Genomic DNA, 19,693 nt, shown 5'->3' on the forward strand with positions numbered 1-19,693 from the left:
ATTTTAATGTTTACAATTTTATCGAATTGCTATTTAGTTAGACTCTACTTTACTGATTTGGATTTTTTTGATACTTTCGATTCCATCTTTTTAGTAGGACTATTATTTTGATATACTCTGATATAATCAATTTGCATTCTGCTTTCGCTAAAATCAGAAGGAATTTCACCTGCCACTCCTCCTAAAGCTATATTTAAAAGTATATATTGTTCATCAACATACGGCCATGTCTCCGCATCTTTAATGGATGGGTTATAGGTATAGTATAGAACACCATCAAGCAAAAATGAAATAGCGTTTGGTGACCAGTTCATGGAGTAAATATGATAATTACGATCAATATCTGAATTTGCAACTGCTCCTCCTACATTGATTGTCTCCCCATGAGATGAAGGTGTGTGTAAAGCACTTTGAATATAGTTAATAGGATGTGATCTAGTAATACCATGTTCCAAAATATCAATTTCGCCACAAGCTGGCCAATTTACTGTTCCTTCTGTCGAATCAAAGTATCCTCCGTCTTCATTTACATTTTTACCCAACATCCAAATTGCAGGCCAAGTTCCAGCAGCAACTGGAATTTTTGCTTTTATATCTACACGTCCGTATTTAAATGCAAATTTAGAATTTAAACGAGCCGAAGTATACTCTTTTGTTACTCCTTGATTTGTGTAATTTTCTTTTTGTGCCACTAAATTTAGTACTCCTGCCTGGACATACGAATTACTTGAAAGATTGGTATAATGTTGTACTTCATTATTATACCAGCTTCCTCCTGCAGGTAATTGTATTTGATGAAACCAATTATTTACATTAAGTGCTCCATCAGTATTAAATTCGTCTGACCATACCAAATCTTTATAGACCACGTCTACTTGTGCAAGAGTGATCTGAGAAGTAAGGGCAAATAAAAATAGAGATTTATATAGTTTAATTTTCATGCTAATCATTTATTTATTATTTTCTTTTGATGAAAATTTTTTCAACGGATTATAAGCTATTTTACATACTGAAAATCAGCATCCATTGTTTTCACAGAACTTCCTCCAACAAAAAGTTTAAAATCTCCTTCTTCAGCTTCCCAAATAGAATTGGCTGTGTAGAATTCAATCGTTTTTTTATTTATTGTAAAATGTACTTTTTTAGTCTCGTTTGGTTGTAATACGATCATTTCAAAACCTTTCAATTCTTTTACCGGACGCGTTACAGAAGCAAAAATATCTCTGATATACAATTGAACTACTTCCTTACCTGTATATTTACCTGTATTTTTTACATTGACAGTTACTTCTATACTTCCTTCAGCAGAAAATGATTTCTGATTGAGTTCTAAATTCGAATATTCAAATTGCGTATAACTCAACCCATAACCAAAAGGATACAAAGGCGTATTTTTCTCGTCACTATAGTGAGACCAAAAAACACTTTCAGGTTCATTCATCACTGGGCGACCTGTATTTTTGTAATTGTAATAAATAGGCACTTGTCCAACGTTTCTAGGGAAAGTCATTGGTAATTTACCACTAGGATTATAATCACCATATAGTACTTGAGCAATTGCATTTCCGCTTTGTGTTCCTAAATGCCAAGCCTCAACAATCGAAGGAATATTTTCATCTGCCCACGGAATTGCCAAAGGTCTTCCGTTATTTAAAACCAGCACAATATTAGGATTTACCTTGTAAACTTGCTCTAATAATTCTTGCTGTACTCCTGGCAGACCAAGATCAGTTCTACTTCTACCCTCTCCTGATTGCAGACCGTGCTCTCCTAGAACCATTACCACTACATCGGCACCTTTTGCAGCTTTTATAGCTTCTTGAAATCCACTTTTATCGGTCGTATTGATCTTCGTCTCCCATACAAATTCGGTACGTCCTTCGGTAACATTAGCACCTTTTACATAAGTCAATTGGTTGTTTTTGTATTCCTTCATCCCTTCAAGAACGGAAACAGCTGTTTCATCGTCAGCAGCAATACGCCAGCTTCCTAATGGACTTGTTTTATCATTTGCCAAAGCACCAATTAAAACTACTTTTTGACCTGATTTTTTAAGAGGTAAAAGTTGTTTTTCATTCTTCAAGAGAACAATAGATTTCTTTGCCATTTCTAGAACACCATCATGAAAAGCTTTTTTACCAACAGTAGCTTTCTCATAATTTTCGTCACAGTACAAATATGGATTATCAAATAATCCCAATTCGAATTTCACTTTTAAAATTCTTCGAGCGGCATCGTCAATTAAGCTTTCTTCTACCTTTCCTTCCTTTACCAGTTCGGCTAAATGAGCAACATAAGCACTAGACTCCATATCCATATCTGAACCTGCATTGATTGCAATTTCAGCTGCTTGTTTGTTATCCTTTGCATAACCGTGAGCAATCATCTCGTTGATTGAACCCCAATCTGAAACCACAAAACCATCAAAATTCCAGTCTCCTTTTAAGATTTGCCTTTGCAAATATTTATTTCCAGTTGCTGGTATTCCGTTTAATTCGTTGAATGAATTCATAAATGTTCTTACTCCTGCATCAACCGATGCCTTGAAAGGAGGAAATACAATGTTTTGTAAAGTAGACTCTCCGACGTCTACAGTATTGTAATCCCTACCAGATTCGGCAAAAGCATAGCCCGCAAAATGTTTTGCACATGCCAAAATTGTATTCTTTGCTGTTAAATCTTCACCTTGAAAACCTTGGATGCGTGCTACAGCTATTTGACTTCCTAAATAAGGATCTTCTCCTGAACCTTCCATAACTCTACCCCAACGCGCATCACGTGCAATATCGACCATAGGTGCAAAAGTCCAATTAAGTCCAACTGATGCTGCCTCTTCTGCAGCAATTGCTGCCGATTTTTTAATTTCAACTAGATCCCAACTTGCTGCTTCGGCAAGCGGAATAGGACTAATTGTTTTATAGCCATGAATCACATCGAAACCAAAAATAAGTGGAATACCCAAACGGGTTTCTTCCACTGCAATTTTTTGTAATGCTCTTACGTCTATAACACCTTTTACATTTAACATAGAACCTACTAATCCATTTTTAAGGTCCTCGTATTTCTTAGCTGCTTGCCCCTCTTTGGGTGTTGGCCCCGTTATTTCCCAAAAACCATTATATTGATTAAGTTGTCCTATTTTTTCATCCAAGGTCATCAATTTCAAAACTGAATCAACTCGTCTATCGAGTACATTATCTTTTGAAAACGAAACTTTTGATTGGATAATTTTATTGCTGCAGCTTAATACAATGATCGAAGTAATGACAAAGGATACCGTTTTTACTATTCTCATCTGATCTTATTTTTATATTTAAAAGGCCGAAATGAATCGACCTTTATTATTCTTTTTACAAATTATTATTGATAAACTCTTACATAATCAACCTCCATAGCCGCTTGGCTAAAAGTAGAAGCGATAGCTCCTCCAAAACTTCCTCCCATAGCTACATTAATAATCATAAAGAAATCTTTATTGAATGGTAATGTGCTGTTATTTGCAACTGTATGAAAAAGTACGTCGTCGACATAAATTTTTACAGAAGCAGGACTCCATATCGTTTTGTAGATGTGAAACTCTGTTGAAGCATTGGTAATAGTAGTTGTATTTCCGTTTCCATTTCCTCCCGAATTATTAGGATAATGTAAAGTTCCGTGAATAACATTTGGTTCATTTCCTTTGTGCTCCATAATATCAATTTCGCCACAACCAGGCCAAGTATTTGTTGCATAGTCTGAGCCTAACATCCAGATTGCTGGCCAAGTACCTCCACCTGCAGGTAATTTTGCTCTCACTTCTACTTTACCGTATGTGAATTTAAATTTCCCTTCCGATTTTAATCGTGCAGAGGTATAACTACTCCCTACCTTTTTGGCAGTAATTTTTAATGTACCAGAAGAAACGATCACATTATCACTAGCACTAGTATAACTTTGCTCTTCTGAATTACCCCAACCGTTGGTACCTGTTCCTAAATCATAGGTCCACTTTGCACTATTTGGCGCACCGGCAACATCAAATTCATCAGACCAAACTAATGTTGTATAATCTGCAGTGGTAGTTGTTTGTGATGGTTTTGTAGTTGTAAAAGTATGGTACCATACAATTCCAGAATCATTCCCCATAACTGCTCTAACCACCATTCTGTTTTCAGTTAATGATAATATTTCATAGGTACTTTGTCCTATATAATACCCCATAAAACCACCATCAGAGAAAGTCATTAATGTACCTCTTGTTTGGGTTGCGGCATTAGGATTTTTAGTAACAAAAGATTCTGAAGGACTTAAAGAAACTGCTTTTGTACCCGTAACTGCATATGTTAAACAAGCATCATCACTGCTCGTTCCACCTGCAACACTTGCGTAAGAGGCATTAAAGAATGTGCTTCCGCCATTGTCTAGGTTAAATTTCAATAAACCGTTAACCTCAGAGAAAGTTAATACATTCTCGTATAAACAACTACTACTTGCAGCACTTGCTTTTTCAAAAGCAGCCGCTTGGTACCAAAATCCATAATAATTTTGTGACGCATCAGCTGTGTTTGGACCTACTCCTAAATGTCCAACTTCTGAAGCGGAGAAATACCATTTTTTTGAAGTACCGCCACTCAATAACTCAATAGCTTCATCATCACTAAAGGTGCTTAAGACCGTTACATCGATAGTTGAATTAGACGCTACTCCAGCTTTACCCGATGCAATGACAGTTACGGTGTAGGTATTGACACCAGTAGTTGTGAATGTTTTTTCGAAAGTTCCGCTTGGTGCAATCTCTGACGAACCATCGGGGAAAGCAAATTTATAAGAAATAGCATCATCTGCTTTTACTGTAAATTTTACTTTACCAGAACCGTCACCATTTGGTGCATCAGTAGTTTTACCTACTAGTTCATATCCTATCTCCAAATTTGAAGGAGCAGTTAAATCTCCAAAAGAATAATCATCTTTGGAACAGTTTACCATCAACAATAATGTAAAAATGGTAATTGTATTTATTAATATCTTTTTCATCTTTTATCTTTTTAGTTGGATTGAATTATATCATCAAAATAATAAGTTGTTCCTGTACCTGCATTACCAAAATCAAAAAACAAAACAACGCGTTGGTAGGCATTTGCATTTACTATCGTCGGAAAATCAAATGTTAGTTCTTCCCAGCCATTAGCAACTGTCGACGTAGCATCTACCTCAACACTAGTAGCATCTGAAGCAACCTTTTTCTCTAGTTTTAATTTTACAATGATTCCTGCTTTTGGTGACCACACTTTTATTTTGATCTTTTTCATAATTGCAAAATTGATCGAATTATCTAAGTCCAACGCACCACCTGCCCAAACTTCTGAACCAGCACTTTTAACTAGTGCTGACACTTTTGCCGATGTATTGCTACCTTCAATCTTAGGATTAGCTATAACTGTTGTCGTAGCACCACCAAAATTTCCGTAAGCGTAAGTCAAATTAGTGGACTCAAATGAAATTGGCAAAACCAATGATTCTTCTCCAGTAACCAATTCAATATCATCATAATAAAAGTCAGATCCAGAACCTGCAACGCCAAAATCGAAAAACACAACAACTCTTTGGTAGTCATTTGCATTATTAATTCCAGTAAAATCAAAACTCAGTTCTTGCCAAGTATTAGCAGCTGTCGTAGTCACATCTTTTTCTATACTAGTAGCATCTGTAGCTACTAATTTTTCTAATTTCATTTTTACAACAATTCCAGCTTTAGGCGACCAAACTTTCATTTTAATCACTTTTTTAGTCGAAAAGTCAATTGGTGCAGCTAATTCGATAGTCGAACCTGCCCATACTTCTGCTCCGGCTGATTTTGTTAGCTTAGCTACTTTATCACTTCCATTTAAAGTTCCGATACTTGGATTATTTGCACTTACCGAAGTAGCACCACCAAAGTTACCAAATGCTGGGATCGCTGTTTCAAACGTGATAGGTAAATTAATCGGGTTTGAAATTTCAACTGTTTGATTAGTGGTTGTAGTAGCTACACCACCACTCAAAGCAACAATTTTAATAGTGTAACTACCTACAGCTGCGTAGGTGTGGGTAATTACTTCACCCTCCATAAAATCAACAGGAACTTCATTTGCAACCTCTCCAAAATAAACTTGAAAAAAGGTCTCATATTTTGCTGTTGCTTGTACAGTAATACTAAAATTATCGCCCAAGACTGAGGCAACTGCTGGGGTCACATCTTCTGGTGCTCTAAAAGCCACCTCAACTTTTTGAATCACTTCTGTAGATTTACCGTTCACAGTAGTTCCTGTGATAGTTGCGTTGTAAACACCTTCCTTATACACATGATCCACAGTACTACCTGGACTCACATACACTGGATCAGTCGTAGTATCACCATAATTGATGCTAAACTGTGTAACACCTTCTCCACGTGGTAGAAAAGTAACTTTACCTGTGTTATCTTGTGTAACAGTGGTCAATGCAGAAATATTTGTTGGCGCCCCCAATGTGTCGATGTCGAAAAGATCATTTTCTGTTGAACAGCCAAATATTATTGCTGCCACTAAAAGACTTGTTATATATTTTATATTTTTCATGATAGTGTTTTATGATTAGTAACCAGGGTTTTGTGCCCAATTTCCACTTGCAAACTGAATCTCTTCGATAGGTATCGGAAAAAGTTCGTTTTTACCAGCAGTGAATCCAGGAATTTCCTGAGCTGCTTTACCAGTACGAACCAAATCAAAGAAACGGTGACCTTCGCCAACTAATTCTAACCTTCTCTCTGCCCAAATAAAATCTGTCAGCGTTGCTCCAGAAGCTGTTATATTGTGATTTGAATCTCCATAAGCACGACTTCTTACTTGATTTAAGAAACCTCTAGCTTTACTGTCATCCAATCCGCCTCTATTGTTTGCTTCTGCTGCCATCAATAAAACGTCTGCATAACGAATTGATCTGTAATTAGCTGGATTCGTTAAATTCAAATCTCCCGCTGCAGTAGCGCTTCTTTTTCTTGGAATGTATTTTCTATTATAGTAACCAGTATGCTCATAACCTTCTCCATATGTCGCTCCAGTTTTCAATGCCCAGTCTTTAATATCTAGGATTGCTACCTCTTTACGGTTATCACCAACTTCAAATGCATTTGCAATTTTTGCAGTTGGTAAATTAAAACTAAACCCTGATGTAAATACAGTCCCTACATAATTCCTAGGTCCATTAAATCCAACGGCCACATTACCCTCACTGCACTGCAAGCATGAAAATGCTGCTCCTTCTACATCAGTATATTGTACTTCAAAAACAGATTCTACTCCGTTTTCACCAGCTTCCTCAAAAAGAGTATTGTAATCGGTAACTAGCGAATATTTTTGTAATGCAATACAGCTATCAAATGCAGCTGCTGCTAAAGTGAATTTTTCTTGATACAAATAGGCTTTTCCAAGTAATGCATAGGCTGCACCTTTGCTCACTCTACCAGTTTGCGCCGGAGTTGCAGCCAAGTTTGCGGCAGCATAAATTAAATCTGCTTCAATAGATGCGTATACATCTGCTACAGAAGAACGTGGAATCACTTTTTCATCTCCAATGCTAAAACGAGCATCTCCTTTTAAAGGAATACCACCAAACCATTTTACTAATTCGAAGTGATAGTAAGCTCTTAAAAAACGAGTTTCAGCCAAAACCTGAGTTTTACCATCAAATTCCGTTTTGTTTTGAAATTCTAAAATGTAGTTGGCTCTGCTTACACCAGCAAACATCCAGTCCCAAATGTTCTTCAAATTGCTGTTGGTTGGGGTATGAATCATATCATCGATTTGTTGAAAACCGATAACATCTGTTTGACTTTCACCACCACATAATGTATTATCAGAAGCGATTTCTCCCAACATTACATTCACGTAAGTAGATTGCAAAAGGTCATAGGCTGCTACAAGTGCATTATTATAATCGGTCTCTGAATTAAAGTAATTTTCAGAATCAATTGAATAAACAGGTTCACGATCAACAAAATCATCACTACACGAAACGGTAAGTAAAGAAGATATTGCAACAACTGTTATTATTTTATATATATGTTTTTTCATTTTTTTTGGAATTAAAAGTTAACATTTAAACCTAACAAATAAGTTCTAGAATTTGGATAGAAACCATTATCAATCCCAGCACCTATAGGAGATTGAGAAACGTTATCACTGTTTGTAGGTCCAACCGAAGATCCTGGATCAAAACCTTTATAGTTTGTAAATGTGTAAAGATTATTTACTCCCGCATAAAAACGCAGTTTACTTATTTTGACTTTTTCGGTGATTTTAGAATTCATAGTATATCCTAATTGAATATTTTGAATTCTTAAAAAAGAAGCATCTTCTACAAAATAGTCAGAGAAAACATTGTTTGCAGTAGCACCTGTTGTTACTCTAGGAACTGAATTGCTAGTCCCTTCACCAGTCCATCTGTCAAGGACGTAAGTTAGACGGTTGGCATCTGATAATGTTCTTTCATAATTTCTTACCATATCATTCCCTACTGATGCATATGTATATAGAGCGAAATCTAAATTTTTATAATTCATTTGCACATTGAAACCCATTGTTGCTGCTGGAATTGGATCACCGATATTTGTTCTATCGTTAGTATTAATTACACCATCACCATTAACATCCACATAGCGAATATCACCAGGAGCAGCATTGGCTCCTAATGCAAGTTGTGATGGGCTAGCATCAACCTCAGCTTGGTTTTGGAATAATCCATTGGTTTTATATCCAAAGAAGTAACCTATTGGTAAACCTGCTTGCATTCTAGACGGTGCTGATTGCCCTACACCAAATGAACCACCTTCGATAAATCCTGTTCCATTATTTACTGCTAGTACTTCATTCTTTAAGAATGTAACGTTATAACCAACACTCATACTAAAATTGTCTGTAAATTTATTTTTGTAATCAATAGCAAATTCAAGACCCGAATTACTTACTGAACCTGCATTTATAGTAGGTGAAGAAGCACCAGGAGCACTGCTACCTGTAATTCCAGAAACTGGAATATTTGGAATTAATAAATCATCACGAACATCATTAAAATAATCAACAACAACAGAAACCTTATTATTAAATAATTTAAGATCTAGTCCTATATCTAACTTTCTAGCAGATTCCCATTTTAGATCAGCATTAGCCACTTGACCAATCGCAGTTCCATTTACCAATGAACCATCAAAAACATAGGTTGCTTCTCCTGCCAGTAAGCTTACATAACCGTTTGGTTTAATCTGATCGTTACCTAGCGTACCGTAACTAGCTCTTAATTTTAAGAAACTGATTTTTTTATCCTCTCCAAAAAATCCCTCATCAGAAATTACCCATCCTGCAGTAAACGAAGGGAAATAACCAATTTTATTACCTGGTCCGAATTTGGTCGAAGAGTCACGTCTTAACATTCCTGATAATAGATATTTTCCTTTAAAGTCATATTGCATTCTTCCAAAGTAAGAAAGACGTCTTTCGTCATAAGAGTAAGAACTGTTTGTTTTTGCCTCTAGAACTCCCGTAGTCAAAGATATATCTGCATTCTCCCAAGAGTTATTTGGTACATCATATCCTGTAGCATATAATCCGTTACCCCATTCTTTAAAAATGGTACTACCCAAAGTAGCAACAAAATTGTGATCTTCAATTTTTTTAGAGTAGGTTGCGAAAGCATCAAATGAATAGTTGTTATCATTGATAGCACCCTGAGTAACTGAACTTCTTACTACATCAAAAACTTTTCCGCCATAACCAACTTCTTTAGCAAAAACGCGAGATTTAGTATTCGATGTATTAAATCCCATAGAACTAGAAAGTGTTAATCCACTAGTTACTTTATAATCTAACCCGAAATTTCCGTTTAGTTTTTTAAAGTTGTTATCGTTGTACGTATTATCAATTTGTGCCATCGGATTGATAATCTCATTTCCTAAGCCCGTTGTACTTGGTACTAAAGTAAAGTCACCATTTGAATCTCTTACACTTAAAGTAGGAGGTGCATTTAAAGCATTAAACAATACAGATCCCAAACCATTTTCACTTAATGTCTTACGATCAAAATAAGTGTAAATCACATTGGTTTTCAATTTTAATTTATCGCTTAAGTCTGCCGTCAAAGCAACTCTAGCTGTATTTCTTAAAAAACCCGATTTACTTTGTCCAACAATACCTTCTTGATCTAAGTGAGATCCACTCACAGAATAAGTCATTTTCTCAGATCCTCCAGATACAGACATGTCATGATTGATTATTGGTACTCCCACACTCAATACTTCATTTTGCCAATTGGTACCTTTACCCAAATTACTTACACTAGCATAAGGCAATGTTTTACCTCCATTGGCATAGCTTTCGTTCAATAATAAGGCATATTCAGTAGCGTTCAGCAAGTTTAAACTTTTTGCCGCCTCTTGAAAACCTACATAAGTGTTGTAAGAAACTTTTGTTTTAGAATTTTTCTTACCCGATTTTGTAGTTACCAAAATAATTCCATTGGCACCAATTGTACCATAAATTGCCGCTTGAGCATCTTTTAATACAGTAAGTGATTCTATATCATTTGGGTTTAATAATCCTAATTCACCTACGTAACCATCGATTATAGTAGTTGGTCCATTTTGACCATTGGTAGCGATACCACGAATTCTAATATCTAAAGACGCACCTGGAGAACCAGATTGAGTAGTAACATTTACACCAGAAACTGTTCCTTGTAAAGCTTGCTCGATTTTTACAGGTTTTAACATTTCTAATGTCTTGCTGTCTACCACAGAAACTGCTCCAGTTACCTCTCTACGTTTTTGACTTCCGTATCCAATAACTACAACTTCATCTAAACTTTTGGCATCGCCCTTCATTATAATATTCAAAGAGGAGTTGTTAGCTGTTACTTTATACTCAACAGTTTTAAAACCAATAAAAGTAAAAAGAATAGTACTTCCTGAAGGAACACCTTTTAAGCTGAACTTTCCATCAAAATCTGTCGTTGTACCTTTATTTGTATTCTTGATTTGAATATTTACTCCTGGGATTGATAATCCTGAATCTTGTTCTTTTACAATTCCGCCTACATCAAAGTTTTGGGCAAAACCTAAAGTAGAGAGAAATAGAAAAATCATTAATAGATAATTTGATTTCATATTTAGTTTGTTTTTTAGTGAATTATAAAATTAGTCATACCCTAGTAAGAATACCTTAAAAATAACCATTACAAAAAACATACAAAGTAAAAAAAACACCTTTTAACTGATAATATCACAATTACCTCCCGTAAATCGTAGGTTTTCAGTTAATAGGCTTTTGTTAATGAAAACAAAAAAACCACAATATTGTCTTAATGTTGTGGTCTTGTATAGTTTTTTGAAGTGTATAGGAGCTAAACTATACAGATATTATGTATTCTACTAGCCCTTGTTCGTGCAATAAATCCATTTTTTTGCGCAAACGATACCTTTTGATCTCTACACTTCGAACTGAAATATTCAAAAGTGGTGCGATTTCTTTTGATGATAAATTCAATCTCAAGTAGGCACATAGCTTTAAATCGTTTGGTGTTAAAGAGGGATGAAGCTCTTTGATTCGTCGGAGGAAATCTTTATCAGTTTTAGCAAATGCTTCTTGAAACACGCTCCAAGAATCTTTACCAGTTATATTTTTATTAATTGTAGAGATAACCGATTTTATACTTCTACTTCCGCTTTCGGTAGTGTTTTTTAAATCTTCTTGTATAATAGCTAACAGTTCGTTTTTACTATTAACATGCATTGCAGAAGCTGCCAATTCTTTATTTATTTCATCGACATTCTGAGACAATTGTTCATTTTTAAGGCGCATCAATTGTTGCTCATTCTCCAACTCTTTAATTTCGAGCAATAAATTATTTTCTTCAATTAATTTTTCTTGTTGTTTTTTGTGATAGCTATTGTATTTATTAAGAAACAACTTTACACCAATTGCTAAAAATATAAGATAAATAAAAATTGCAAAATTCGTTCCGTACCACGGTTTCGAGATGGTGAATGTGTACGATTCTATTTGCTCTAGATTTGAATTGGCAAATTTGGCTTTGACTTTAAATACATACTCTCCTGAAGGTAGATTTTTAAAACTCACCGATGACTTAACATTCCAATCGCTCCAATTATCTTGAAACCCTTCTAATATGTATTGGTACTCCGCATTTATGTATTTGTTGTATTCTGGAACCGTAAAATTTATACTAATATTATTTTCATCATGGTGAAATTGACCATCATTTTTAATCTCATTATCATGAACCTCTCCATTCTGTACATTAGATGATACATTTGTAATTAACATTTTATAATTTTTAAAAACTAAGTCTTTAAAATTCATTGTATAATACCCATCTGTAGTTCCAAACAAGTAGTTTGATGCAGATAACTGTGTGATATTTTCATAACCCAACATAGAATTCGTTAGTGAAACCGGAATCGGAATACTGTTCTGCTTCAAATGTTTACTTAATTTGGCAGTAGAGTAATAGTTGATATAATTTTTTGAAAACAACCAAATTCTGTTGCTTTCATCCACTATCATTTTTCCAGAAGTATAATCGTCTTTTTCGAAAACAGAACTTAGAAGTGGCTCTTTTTCAAATGATTTTGTTTTATTATTCAATTTAAACACACCTTCTTTATAGGCGTAGTAAATGTCATTATTAAATTTTACCAAACTGGCATTTTTCCCTTTTGTTGGATTTTTATAGGCTGTGATTTTATTGATGTTTCTCAAATTTGAGTCAGTTTCTAAGCGAAATACACCTTTGTATTCGTGACTAATATAAATTTCAAAAGCATCTGTAATTTCAAAATATTTTGTCGAATAGTCAAAGCCTTTAATTTTATTTCGAAAACGCCATTGATTGTTGTGCTTCTCCAAGACCGATACTCCATAGTAATTACCTTGTAGTAACAAATTCTTATTACCTGGCACTGGTTCAAATTTCCAAGTTCCCGATTGCGCAAAAACTGTCCTTGCTTCCGCTCCTTCGATTATGAAAGTTCCGTAATCGTGCCCACAAAATAAAGTGTTATCATAGATAAATAAGTTCCAGACCTGACCTTTTGTGCCTTTTACAAATTGAAACTCATCATTACTTTTAAAATTTTTGACAAACAGACCTTGATTGGTTCCCACATACAATTTACCGTTGTATAACTGAGAGGTATACACGGTTCCTAGAATCCCCGAGTCATCAACATAACTCTTTATAGGTGATTTTAAATTGATGCAATTAATACCGTTGTCAAGTCCCACCCAGATGTTCTTCTCGTCATCCTCATACAAACACAAGGCTGTATTATTACTCAAACCTCTCCTTTGAGAGATATGGTATTTCAATTTTCCTTCATTCGAAATAATAAATATTCCGTTAGAAACTGTACCTACACAATAACCATCTGCAATTTTCTCACAACTGTACACCCTTCCTTCATATAAAGACGCATCAATTTCTGTGGTAAACTTGGTAAATACATCATTGACCAAAGTGTAAAAACCTTTACTTTGAGTTACTAGAAGAAGACCTTCCTCTGTAGAAAAAGTATTTACAATGCTATTATTCTGCAGTTTTTGGCTGTTAGCAATCAGCTTACTTTTGCCTCCTTCAATTTCATACAGTCCTTGATTATGAGTTTGAAAGTAAATCGCTGTTTCGGTTTGAAACGATTTTACAATCTTTGAACCAGGTGCTATAATTTTAAAACTACCTGTCTTACTGTCATAAATATAAATACGATCGAGTGATTGAAAAACAATCCACTGTTCATAGTTTAAAATATTCCAAAATTGTTCGTCATCCAGTATTTTCGACTTGATGTAATTACTAATAGAATAATATTTCAAAAGACCTGTAGGTTGTCGTTTCCAGTAACCAAAATCCATGTAGCTTCCAGTATAAATTCTATCATTCACAACTTTTACAGATCGAATAATTGCATCGTTTGGTGAGGGATATAATTTCCAGGAAGAACCATTAAACTCAAGCAATCCTTCATTATTAGCAAAAAATACAAATTGATTATCATCTTGTGATATCATCCAATTTTGATTTCCTGCACCGTAAAGATTTGGACTATAATTTACGATGGGAGGTAAATCTTGGGCATGAGATAGTAGGATTGAAAAAAAAGCAAAGAAAGTGGTTAATAGCGTTTTCAATTGGAGATTTATTTTGGTAGTTTGAGATTGTAAATTTAGTATTAAAATGAATTTGCTAATTAAAAACAAATACATAATAACTATACAACCATAAATTAGTGATTTTTGAACAACTATCGCTCAATTATTTAACCTTTTTTATGATTTGTTGATTCCTAATTGTCTCTCCAAAAATGCTTACTTTTGTATAAATTACATTTTTTTATGCAAGTTGACCTTTCTACATTAGATCCAAAGAAAAATATTATTATAAAAGGTGCTCAAGTACACAACCTTAAAAATGTTGATGTCGCAATACCTAGAAACAAATTGGTAGTAATCACAGGACTTTCGGGCTCCGGAAAATCCAGTTTGGCGTTTGATACTTTGTATGCCGAAGGGCAACGTCGCTATGTAGAGAGTTTATCTTCCTACGCACGTCAATTTTTAGGGCGGTTGGACAAACCAAAAGTCGAATACATCAAAGGGATTGCACCTGCAATTGCCATAGAACAGAAGGTAAATACCACCAACGCGCGATCTACGGTGGGAACTTCTACAGAAATTTATGATTACATAAAATTATTATATGCCCGTATCGGCCGTACCTATTCACCGGTATCTGGTGTTGAGGTAAAGAAAAATACGGTAACCGACGTAGTAAACGCTGTCAAAACTTTTGAACCCGATAGTAAATGGTTGCTTATTGCTCCTATTTTCCTCGAGAAAGGTCGAAAATTAGAAGAAAAACTAAAGGCACTATTGCAGCAAGGTTTTGCTCGTGTTTTGATTGATAACGAAATGGTACGTTTGGACGACTTACCAGCAAAATTACCGAAAAAGGAAATTCTTTTAATCATTGACCGTATCGTGGTAAAAGATGAAGAAGAATTCTACAACCGTTTATCTGATGCTGTGCAGACAGCATTTTTTGAAGGAAAAGGAGTTTGCCATTTACAGGAAGTTAGTACAAAAGAGCGTTTCACATATTCGAACAATTTCGAAATGGACGGAATTACCTTTTTGGAACCCAACGTTCATTTATTCAGCTTTAATAACCCTTATGGTGCGTGTCCCGTATGTGAAGGATACGGAAATATTATCGGAATCGATGCTGAATTGGTTATTCCCAATACTTCCTTGTCTGTGTATGAAAGCGCTATTTTTCCTTGGCGTGGTGATAGTATGAGTTATTACAAAGACGAGTTGATTAAGCATGCCTATAAATTTGATTTCCCCATACACAAACCTTTTTTCGAACTTACCAGCGCACAGAAAGATTTAATATGGACCGGAAACAGTTATTTTGAAGGATTGAATGATTTCTTTAAAGAATTAGAAGCTAAAAATTACAAAATACAAAATCGTGTCATGCTCTCTCGTTATAGAGGTAAGACCAAATGTACTGTATGTAAAGGTAAACGTTTGCGAGAAGAAGCTAATTATGTCAAGATAAACGGCAAAACAGTTTCAGAGTTAGTAGACTTACCAATTAAGCATTTGGTGGCCTTTTTCGAAAATATTGATCTTGACATCTACGAGAAACAAATAGCCAAACGATTACTAATCGAAATCAATAATAGGCTGTCCTTCTTAACAGAAGTAGGCTTAAGTTATTTAACATTAAATAGAAATTCATCAACCTTGTCTGGTGGTGAATCCCAACGTATCAATTTGGCAACCTCTTTAGGGAGTAGCTTAGTTGGATCAATGTACATTCTTGACGAACCAAGTATTGGATTACACCCCAAAGATTCTGAACGACTAATCAAAGTTTTGCTGTCTTTACGAGATTTGGGTAATACAGTAATAGTTGTGGAGCATGACGAGGATATTATGAAAGCTGCCGATATGATTATTGATATTGGTCCTGAGGCAGGAACCTTTGGTGGCCACTTGGTCGCACAAGGTACTTATGAGGAAATTTTAAAATCATCATCTCTAACTGCGCAGTACCTCAACGGAGATTTGGCGATCGAAATTCCTAAAAAGCGGCGTTCCTTTAAAAATTATATTGAAATCATTGGTGCCCGCGAAAATAATTTACAAAATATCAATGTAAAATTCCCATTGGATGTTTTAACGGTTATCACAGGAGTTTCAGGTAGTGGAAAAAGTACACTGGTAAAGAAAATTCTTTTTCCAGCGATGCAAAAGAAACTCGATAACGCAGGAGAAAAAGCAGGACAGTTTACCGATATCAAAGGTTCGTTCTCACATATAAAACACATTGAGTATGTCGATCAAAATCCAATTGGTCGTAGTTCACGCTCCAATCCTGTGACCTATATTAAGGCTTATGATGATATTAGAGATTTGTATTCCAAACAAAACCTATCCAAGTTAAGAGGTTATCTGCCAAAGCATTTTTCCTTTAATGTAGATGCAGGTCGTTGCGAAACTTGTAGTGGGGAAGGAACGATCAATGTCGAAATGGTTTTTATGGCCGATGTGCAGTTGCCATGTGAAACTTGTGGCGGAAAACGATTTAAAAAAGAAATTTTAGAGGTCCAATTTGAAGGCAAAAATATTCATGATATCTTGACTTTAACGATTGATGATGCGGTTGCATTTTTCGAAAAAACAAAGCAAACCAAAATCACTCAAAAGTTAAAACCACTGCAAGACGTGGGATTGGGTTATGTACAATTAGGCCAGTCCTCTTCTACCCTATCTGGTGGTGAGGCACAGCGTATCAAACTAGCTTCCTTCTTGGTAAAAGGAGCGACAAAAGAAAAAGCTTTATTTGTTTTTGATGAGCCAACAACGGGATTGCATTTTCACGATATTAAGAAATTAATGGCCTCTTTTAATGCTTTAATCGAAAAAGGACATTCGATATTAGTGATAGAGCACAATCTTGACCTTATAAAATGTGCCGATTACATCATTGATTTAGGTCCAGAAGGAGGAGAAAATGGTGGACAACTATTAGCAGAAGGAACACCTGAAGAAATAGTAAAAAGCAAAAAATCGGTTACAGCTAAGTATTTAAAGGAGAAGTTGTAACAAACAAATAACTAATGAAATTGATTTTTAGAAACATACGCTTTTTTTTATAACTTTAAATAAAAATTTATTTTATGAGCAATCTAAAAAAAGAAGACATTAGTCAAGAGGTATTTGATCTGTATGATGATTATGCACACAACAAAATAGAACGTCGACAATTTATTGAGAAGTTATCGTTGTATGCCGTAGGAACGGTTACCGTAGGTTCTCTTTTGAGTTTTATGTCACCCAATTATGTAGATACTGTGACGGTGCCTAAAGATGATCCTAGAATAGCATCCGACTATATCACTTATGATTCTCCCAAAGGCGGCGGGGCTATCAAAGGATTACTTTCTTTCCCGAAAGACGGTGAAAAGAAACTTCCTGGGGTGATTGTAGTACATGAAAACAGAGGACTTAATCCGTATATAGAAGATGTTGGTCGTCGTACAGCAGTCGAAGGTTTTATTAGTCTTGCGCCAGATGCGCTATCCCCTTTAGGTGGCTATCCAGGAAATGATGATGAGGGACGAGAACTGCAAAAAAAGCGCGATCGTGACGAAATGCTCGAAGATTTTATAGCAGCCTATCACTATTTAAAATCGCATCCTAAATGCAACGGCAAAATTGCAGTAGTTGGATTTTGCTTTGGGGGATGGATTTCAAATATGATGGCCGTTAAACTACCCGATTTATTGGCTTCAGTTCCTTTTTACGGAGGTCAACCTACGGCAGAGGAAGCTAAATTGATCAAAACTCCATTACTATTACACTACGCCGGACTTGACACTCGTGTAAACGAAGGTTGGCCAGACTACGAAGCCGTATTAAAAGCAAATGGAGTCGAAAATACGGCTCATTTCTACGCCAATGTCAATCACGGTTTTCACAACAACACTACACCAAGATACGACGCTCCCGCAGCAACTCTAGCGTGGACAAGAACTATTGATTTTTTCAAAGAAAAACTGGGGTAATCTTATTTTTATTTTAGGATTGCCCCTCCGTAAATCCCCAAGCTTCGGGATGCTACAATTCCTTGTTCTTCCTTCGTCAGGCTGCGCTGCTATCTCTCGCACATGATTTAATATGTGATGATGTGTTAATTACTTTTTTTCGTTTTGTAGTTAATTGTTTATATATTTGAGGAAAGATAAAATATGGAGATTGTCATACGTATCGGCCTATAGTTGGATGGCTTTGTATGATTTTGTTGCACATATATATTAGTTGGTGGCAATTTTAAAAATCCGCAATTCTAACGAACTATTTTTGTAAAGACCAATTAAGAAAAAGAAAATATGGAAACGAACAGAAGACTTTGGCTGAAAAAAATTGGAATTGGAGTGGCTGGTATTGGACTTACAAGCTTCAATTCATTTGCTTCTCCTCTTGCATCAGAAAATTTAATTAATAGTTTTGAGAATGATGCTAACTTAATTTTTTTACGCTCAAATGAAAACCCATATGGCCCATCTCCCTTAGCAAGGAAAGCATTTGCGGAAAATGTGAATATTAGCAACAGATATAACTGGGACATAGAAGCACAAATAATTTCTGCTATTGCGTTAAAAAATAGTGTTAAAAACGAAAATATATTATTGGGCGCTGGTTCAACCGAAATTTTAGACTTAGTCGCAAAATTTGTGTCATTAGACAAAGGAAATTATGTAATCGCTGATCCAAGCTATGATTATTGGACAGTTACATTAGAAAATTTTGGTTTAACCAAAAATAAAGTGCCACTTACAGCCGAAAAGAAAATTAATCTAAGAGCTATGTTGGAAGCTGTAAACCAAAATACGAAACTTGTTTATATCTGTAATCCAAATAACCCAACAGGAACAATTTGTGAAAGAGAAGCATTAGTAGAATTTGTAACAAATATTTCACAGAATACAATTGTATTAATTGATGAGGCATATTTGGACTTTACCAAACAGCAATCTCTTAGCAATCTAGTTTATAACCACAAAAATATTATTATCGCTAAAACATTTTCCAAAATGTATGGTTTAGCTGGAGCACGTATTGGGTATGCAATTGCAGACAAAACATTAATTGAGAATTTGTCAAATTTGCAATCCAATACAAATAATAGCGTTAGTGTATTATCAAAACTTGCGGCCATTGCTTCGTTGAAAGACGATAAATTTGCTACAAATTGCTACTCACTAAATGAGAATGTAAGACAATTTACTATCAGCGAACTCAAAAAATTAAATTGTGAGTGCATTTCTTCTAATACAAATTTTATCTATTTTTCACTTGCAAAATACAATAAGGATTATTTCAAGCAATTAGAAGATAATAATATTGAAGGGGGAAGAATATACGAAGAGCAAGGAAAATGGACAAGGATTACAGTTGGAAAAATGGACGAAATGAAAAAATTCATCAAAGCAATTCAATAAAAACAGCCACCAACCGCTGTTTTTGATATAGCTGGAATGTAGTGGAATTATCGTTCCGCATCAAGTTTTTGTTAAGCCGAAAATTGAGCGGTTACGAACTTCCAGCCATCT

General features: G+C 35.1%; 10 protein-coding genes. 3 read left to right on the forward strand and 7 right to left on the reverse strand.

Annotation, left to right across the window (positions count from 1 at the left end; genetic code table 11):
- Positions 1-44 precede the first annotated feature (44 nt).
- From LXH21_RS00870 to LXH21_RS00900, 7 genes are all read right to left on the reverse strand, one after another.
- Positions 45-941: a glycoside hydrolase family 16 protein gene (locus LXH21_RS00870; RefSeq protein WP_239861919.1), complete on the reverse strand. Its 897-nt coding sequence runs from the start codon at positions 939-941 to the stop codon at positions 45-47.
- Between the two features lie 56 nt (positions 942-997).
- Positions 998-3,295 (reverse strand): beta-glucosidase BglX, encoded by a 2,298-nt coding sequence (gene bglX / locus LXH21_RS00875; protein ID WP_239861920.1) that lies wholly within the window; start codon positions 3,293-3,295, stop codon positions 998-1,000.
- A 65-nt stretch (positions 3,296-3,360) separates the two neighbouring features.
- On the reverse strand, positions 3,361-5,013 hold the full coding sequence (locus LXH21_RS00880; RefSeq protein ID WP_239861921.1) for a family 16 glycosylhydrolase: 1,653 nt from the start codon (positions 5,011-5,013) through the stop codon (positions 3,361-3,363).
- 11 nt (positions 5,014-5,024) lie between these two features.
- Positions 5,025-6,575, reverse strand: coding sequence for a hypothetical protein (locus LXH21_RS00885; RefSeq protein WP_239861922.1), 1,551 nt, complete (start codon positions 6,573-6,575; stop codon positions 5,025-5,027).
- A gap of 15 nt (positions 6,576-6,590) precedes the next feature.
- Positions 6,591-8,069, reverse strand: coding sequence for a RagB/SusD family nutrient uptake outer membrane protein (locus LXH21_RS00890; protein ID WP_239861923.1), 1,479 nt, complete (start codon positions 8,067-8,069; stop codon positions 6,591-6,593).
- 11 nt (positions 8,070-8,080) lie between these two features.
- Entirely contained in the window at positions 8,081-11,152 is a 3,072-nt protein-coding gene (locus LXH21_RS00895) for a SusC/RagA family TonB-linked outer membrane protein (protein ID WP_239861924.1), read from the reverse strand.
- Between the two features lie 241 nt (positions 11,153-11,393).
- A complete protein-coding gene (locus LXH21_RS00900) occupies positions 11,394-14,195 on the reverse strand; it encodes a helix-turn-helix and ligand-binding sensor domain-containing protein (protein ID WP_317208774.1) in 2,802 nt (933 codons plus the stop codon).
- A 204-nt stretch (positions 14,196-14,399) separates the two neighbouring features.
- Here LXH21_RS00900 and uvrA point away from each other — a divergent pair, with 204 nt between their 5' ends.
- From uvrA to LXH21_RS00915, 3 genes are all read left to right on the forward strand, one after another.
- Positions 14,400-17,183, forward strand: coding sequence for an excinuclease ABC subunit UvrA (uvrA, locus tag LXH21_RS00905; protein ID WP_239861925.1), 2,784 nt, complete (start codon positions 14,400-14,402; stop codon positions 17,181-17,183).
- A 74-nt stretch (positions 17,184-17,257) separates the two neighbouring features.
- A complete protein-coding gene (locus LXH21_RS00910) occupies positions 17,258-18,145 on the forward strand; it encodes a dienelactone hydrolase family protein (protein ID WP_239861926.1) in 888 nt (295 codons plus the stop codon).
- A gap of 324 nt (positions 18,146-18,469) precedes the next feature.
- The gene (locus LXH21_RS00915; protein ID WP_239861927.1) at positions 18,470-19,582 is read left to right on the forward strand and encodes a pyridoxal phosphate-dependent aminotransferase; all 1,113 of its coding nucleotides are present in this window, start codon (positions 18,470-18,472) and stop codon (positions 19,580-19,582) included.
- Positions 19,583-19,693 lie beyond the last annotated feature (111 nt).

Source organism: Flavobacterium algicola (assembly GCF_022399565.1).
Lineage (GTDB): Bacteria > Bacteroidota > Bacteroidia > Flavobacteriales > Flavobacteriaceae > Flavobacterium > Flavobacterium algicola.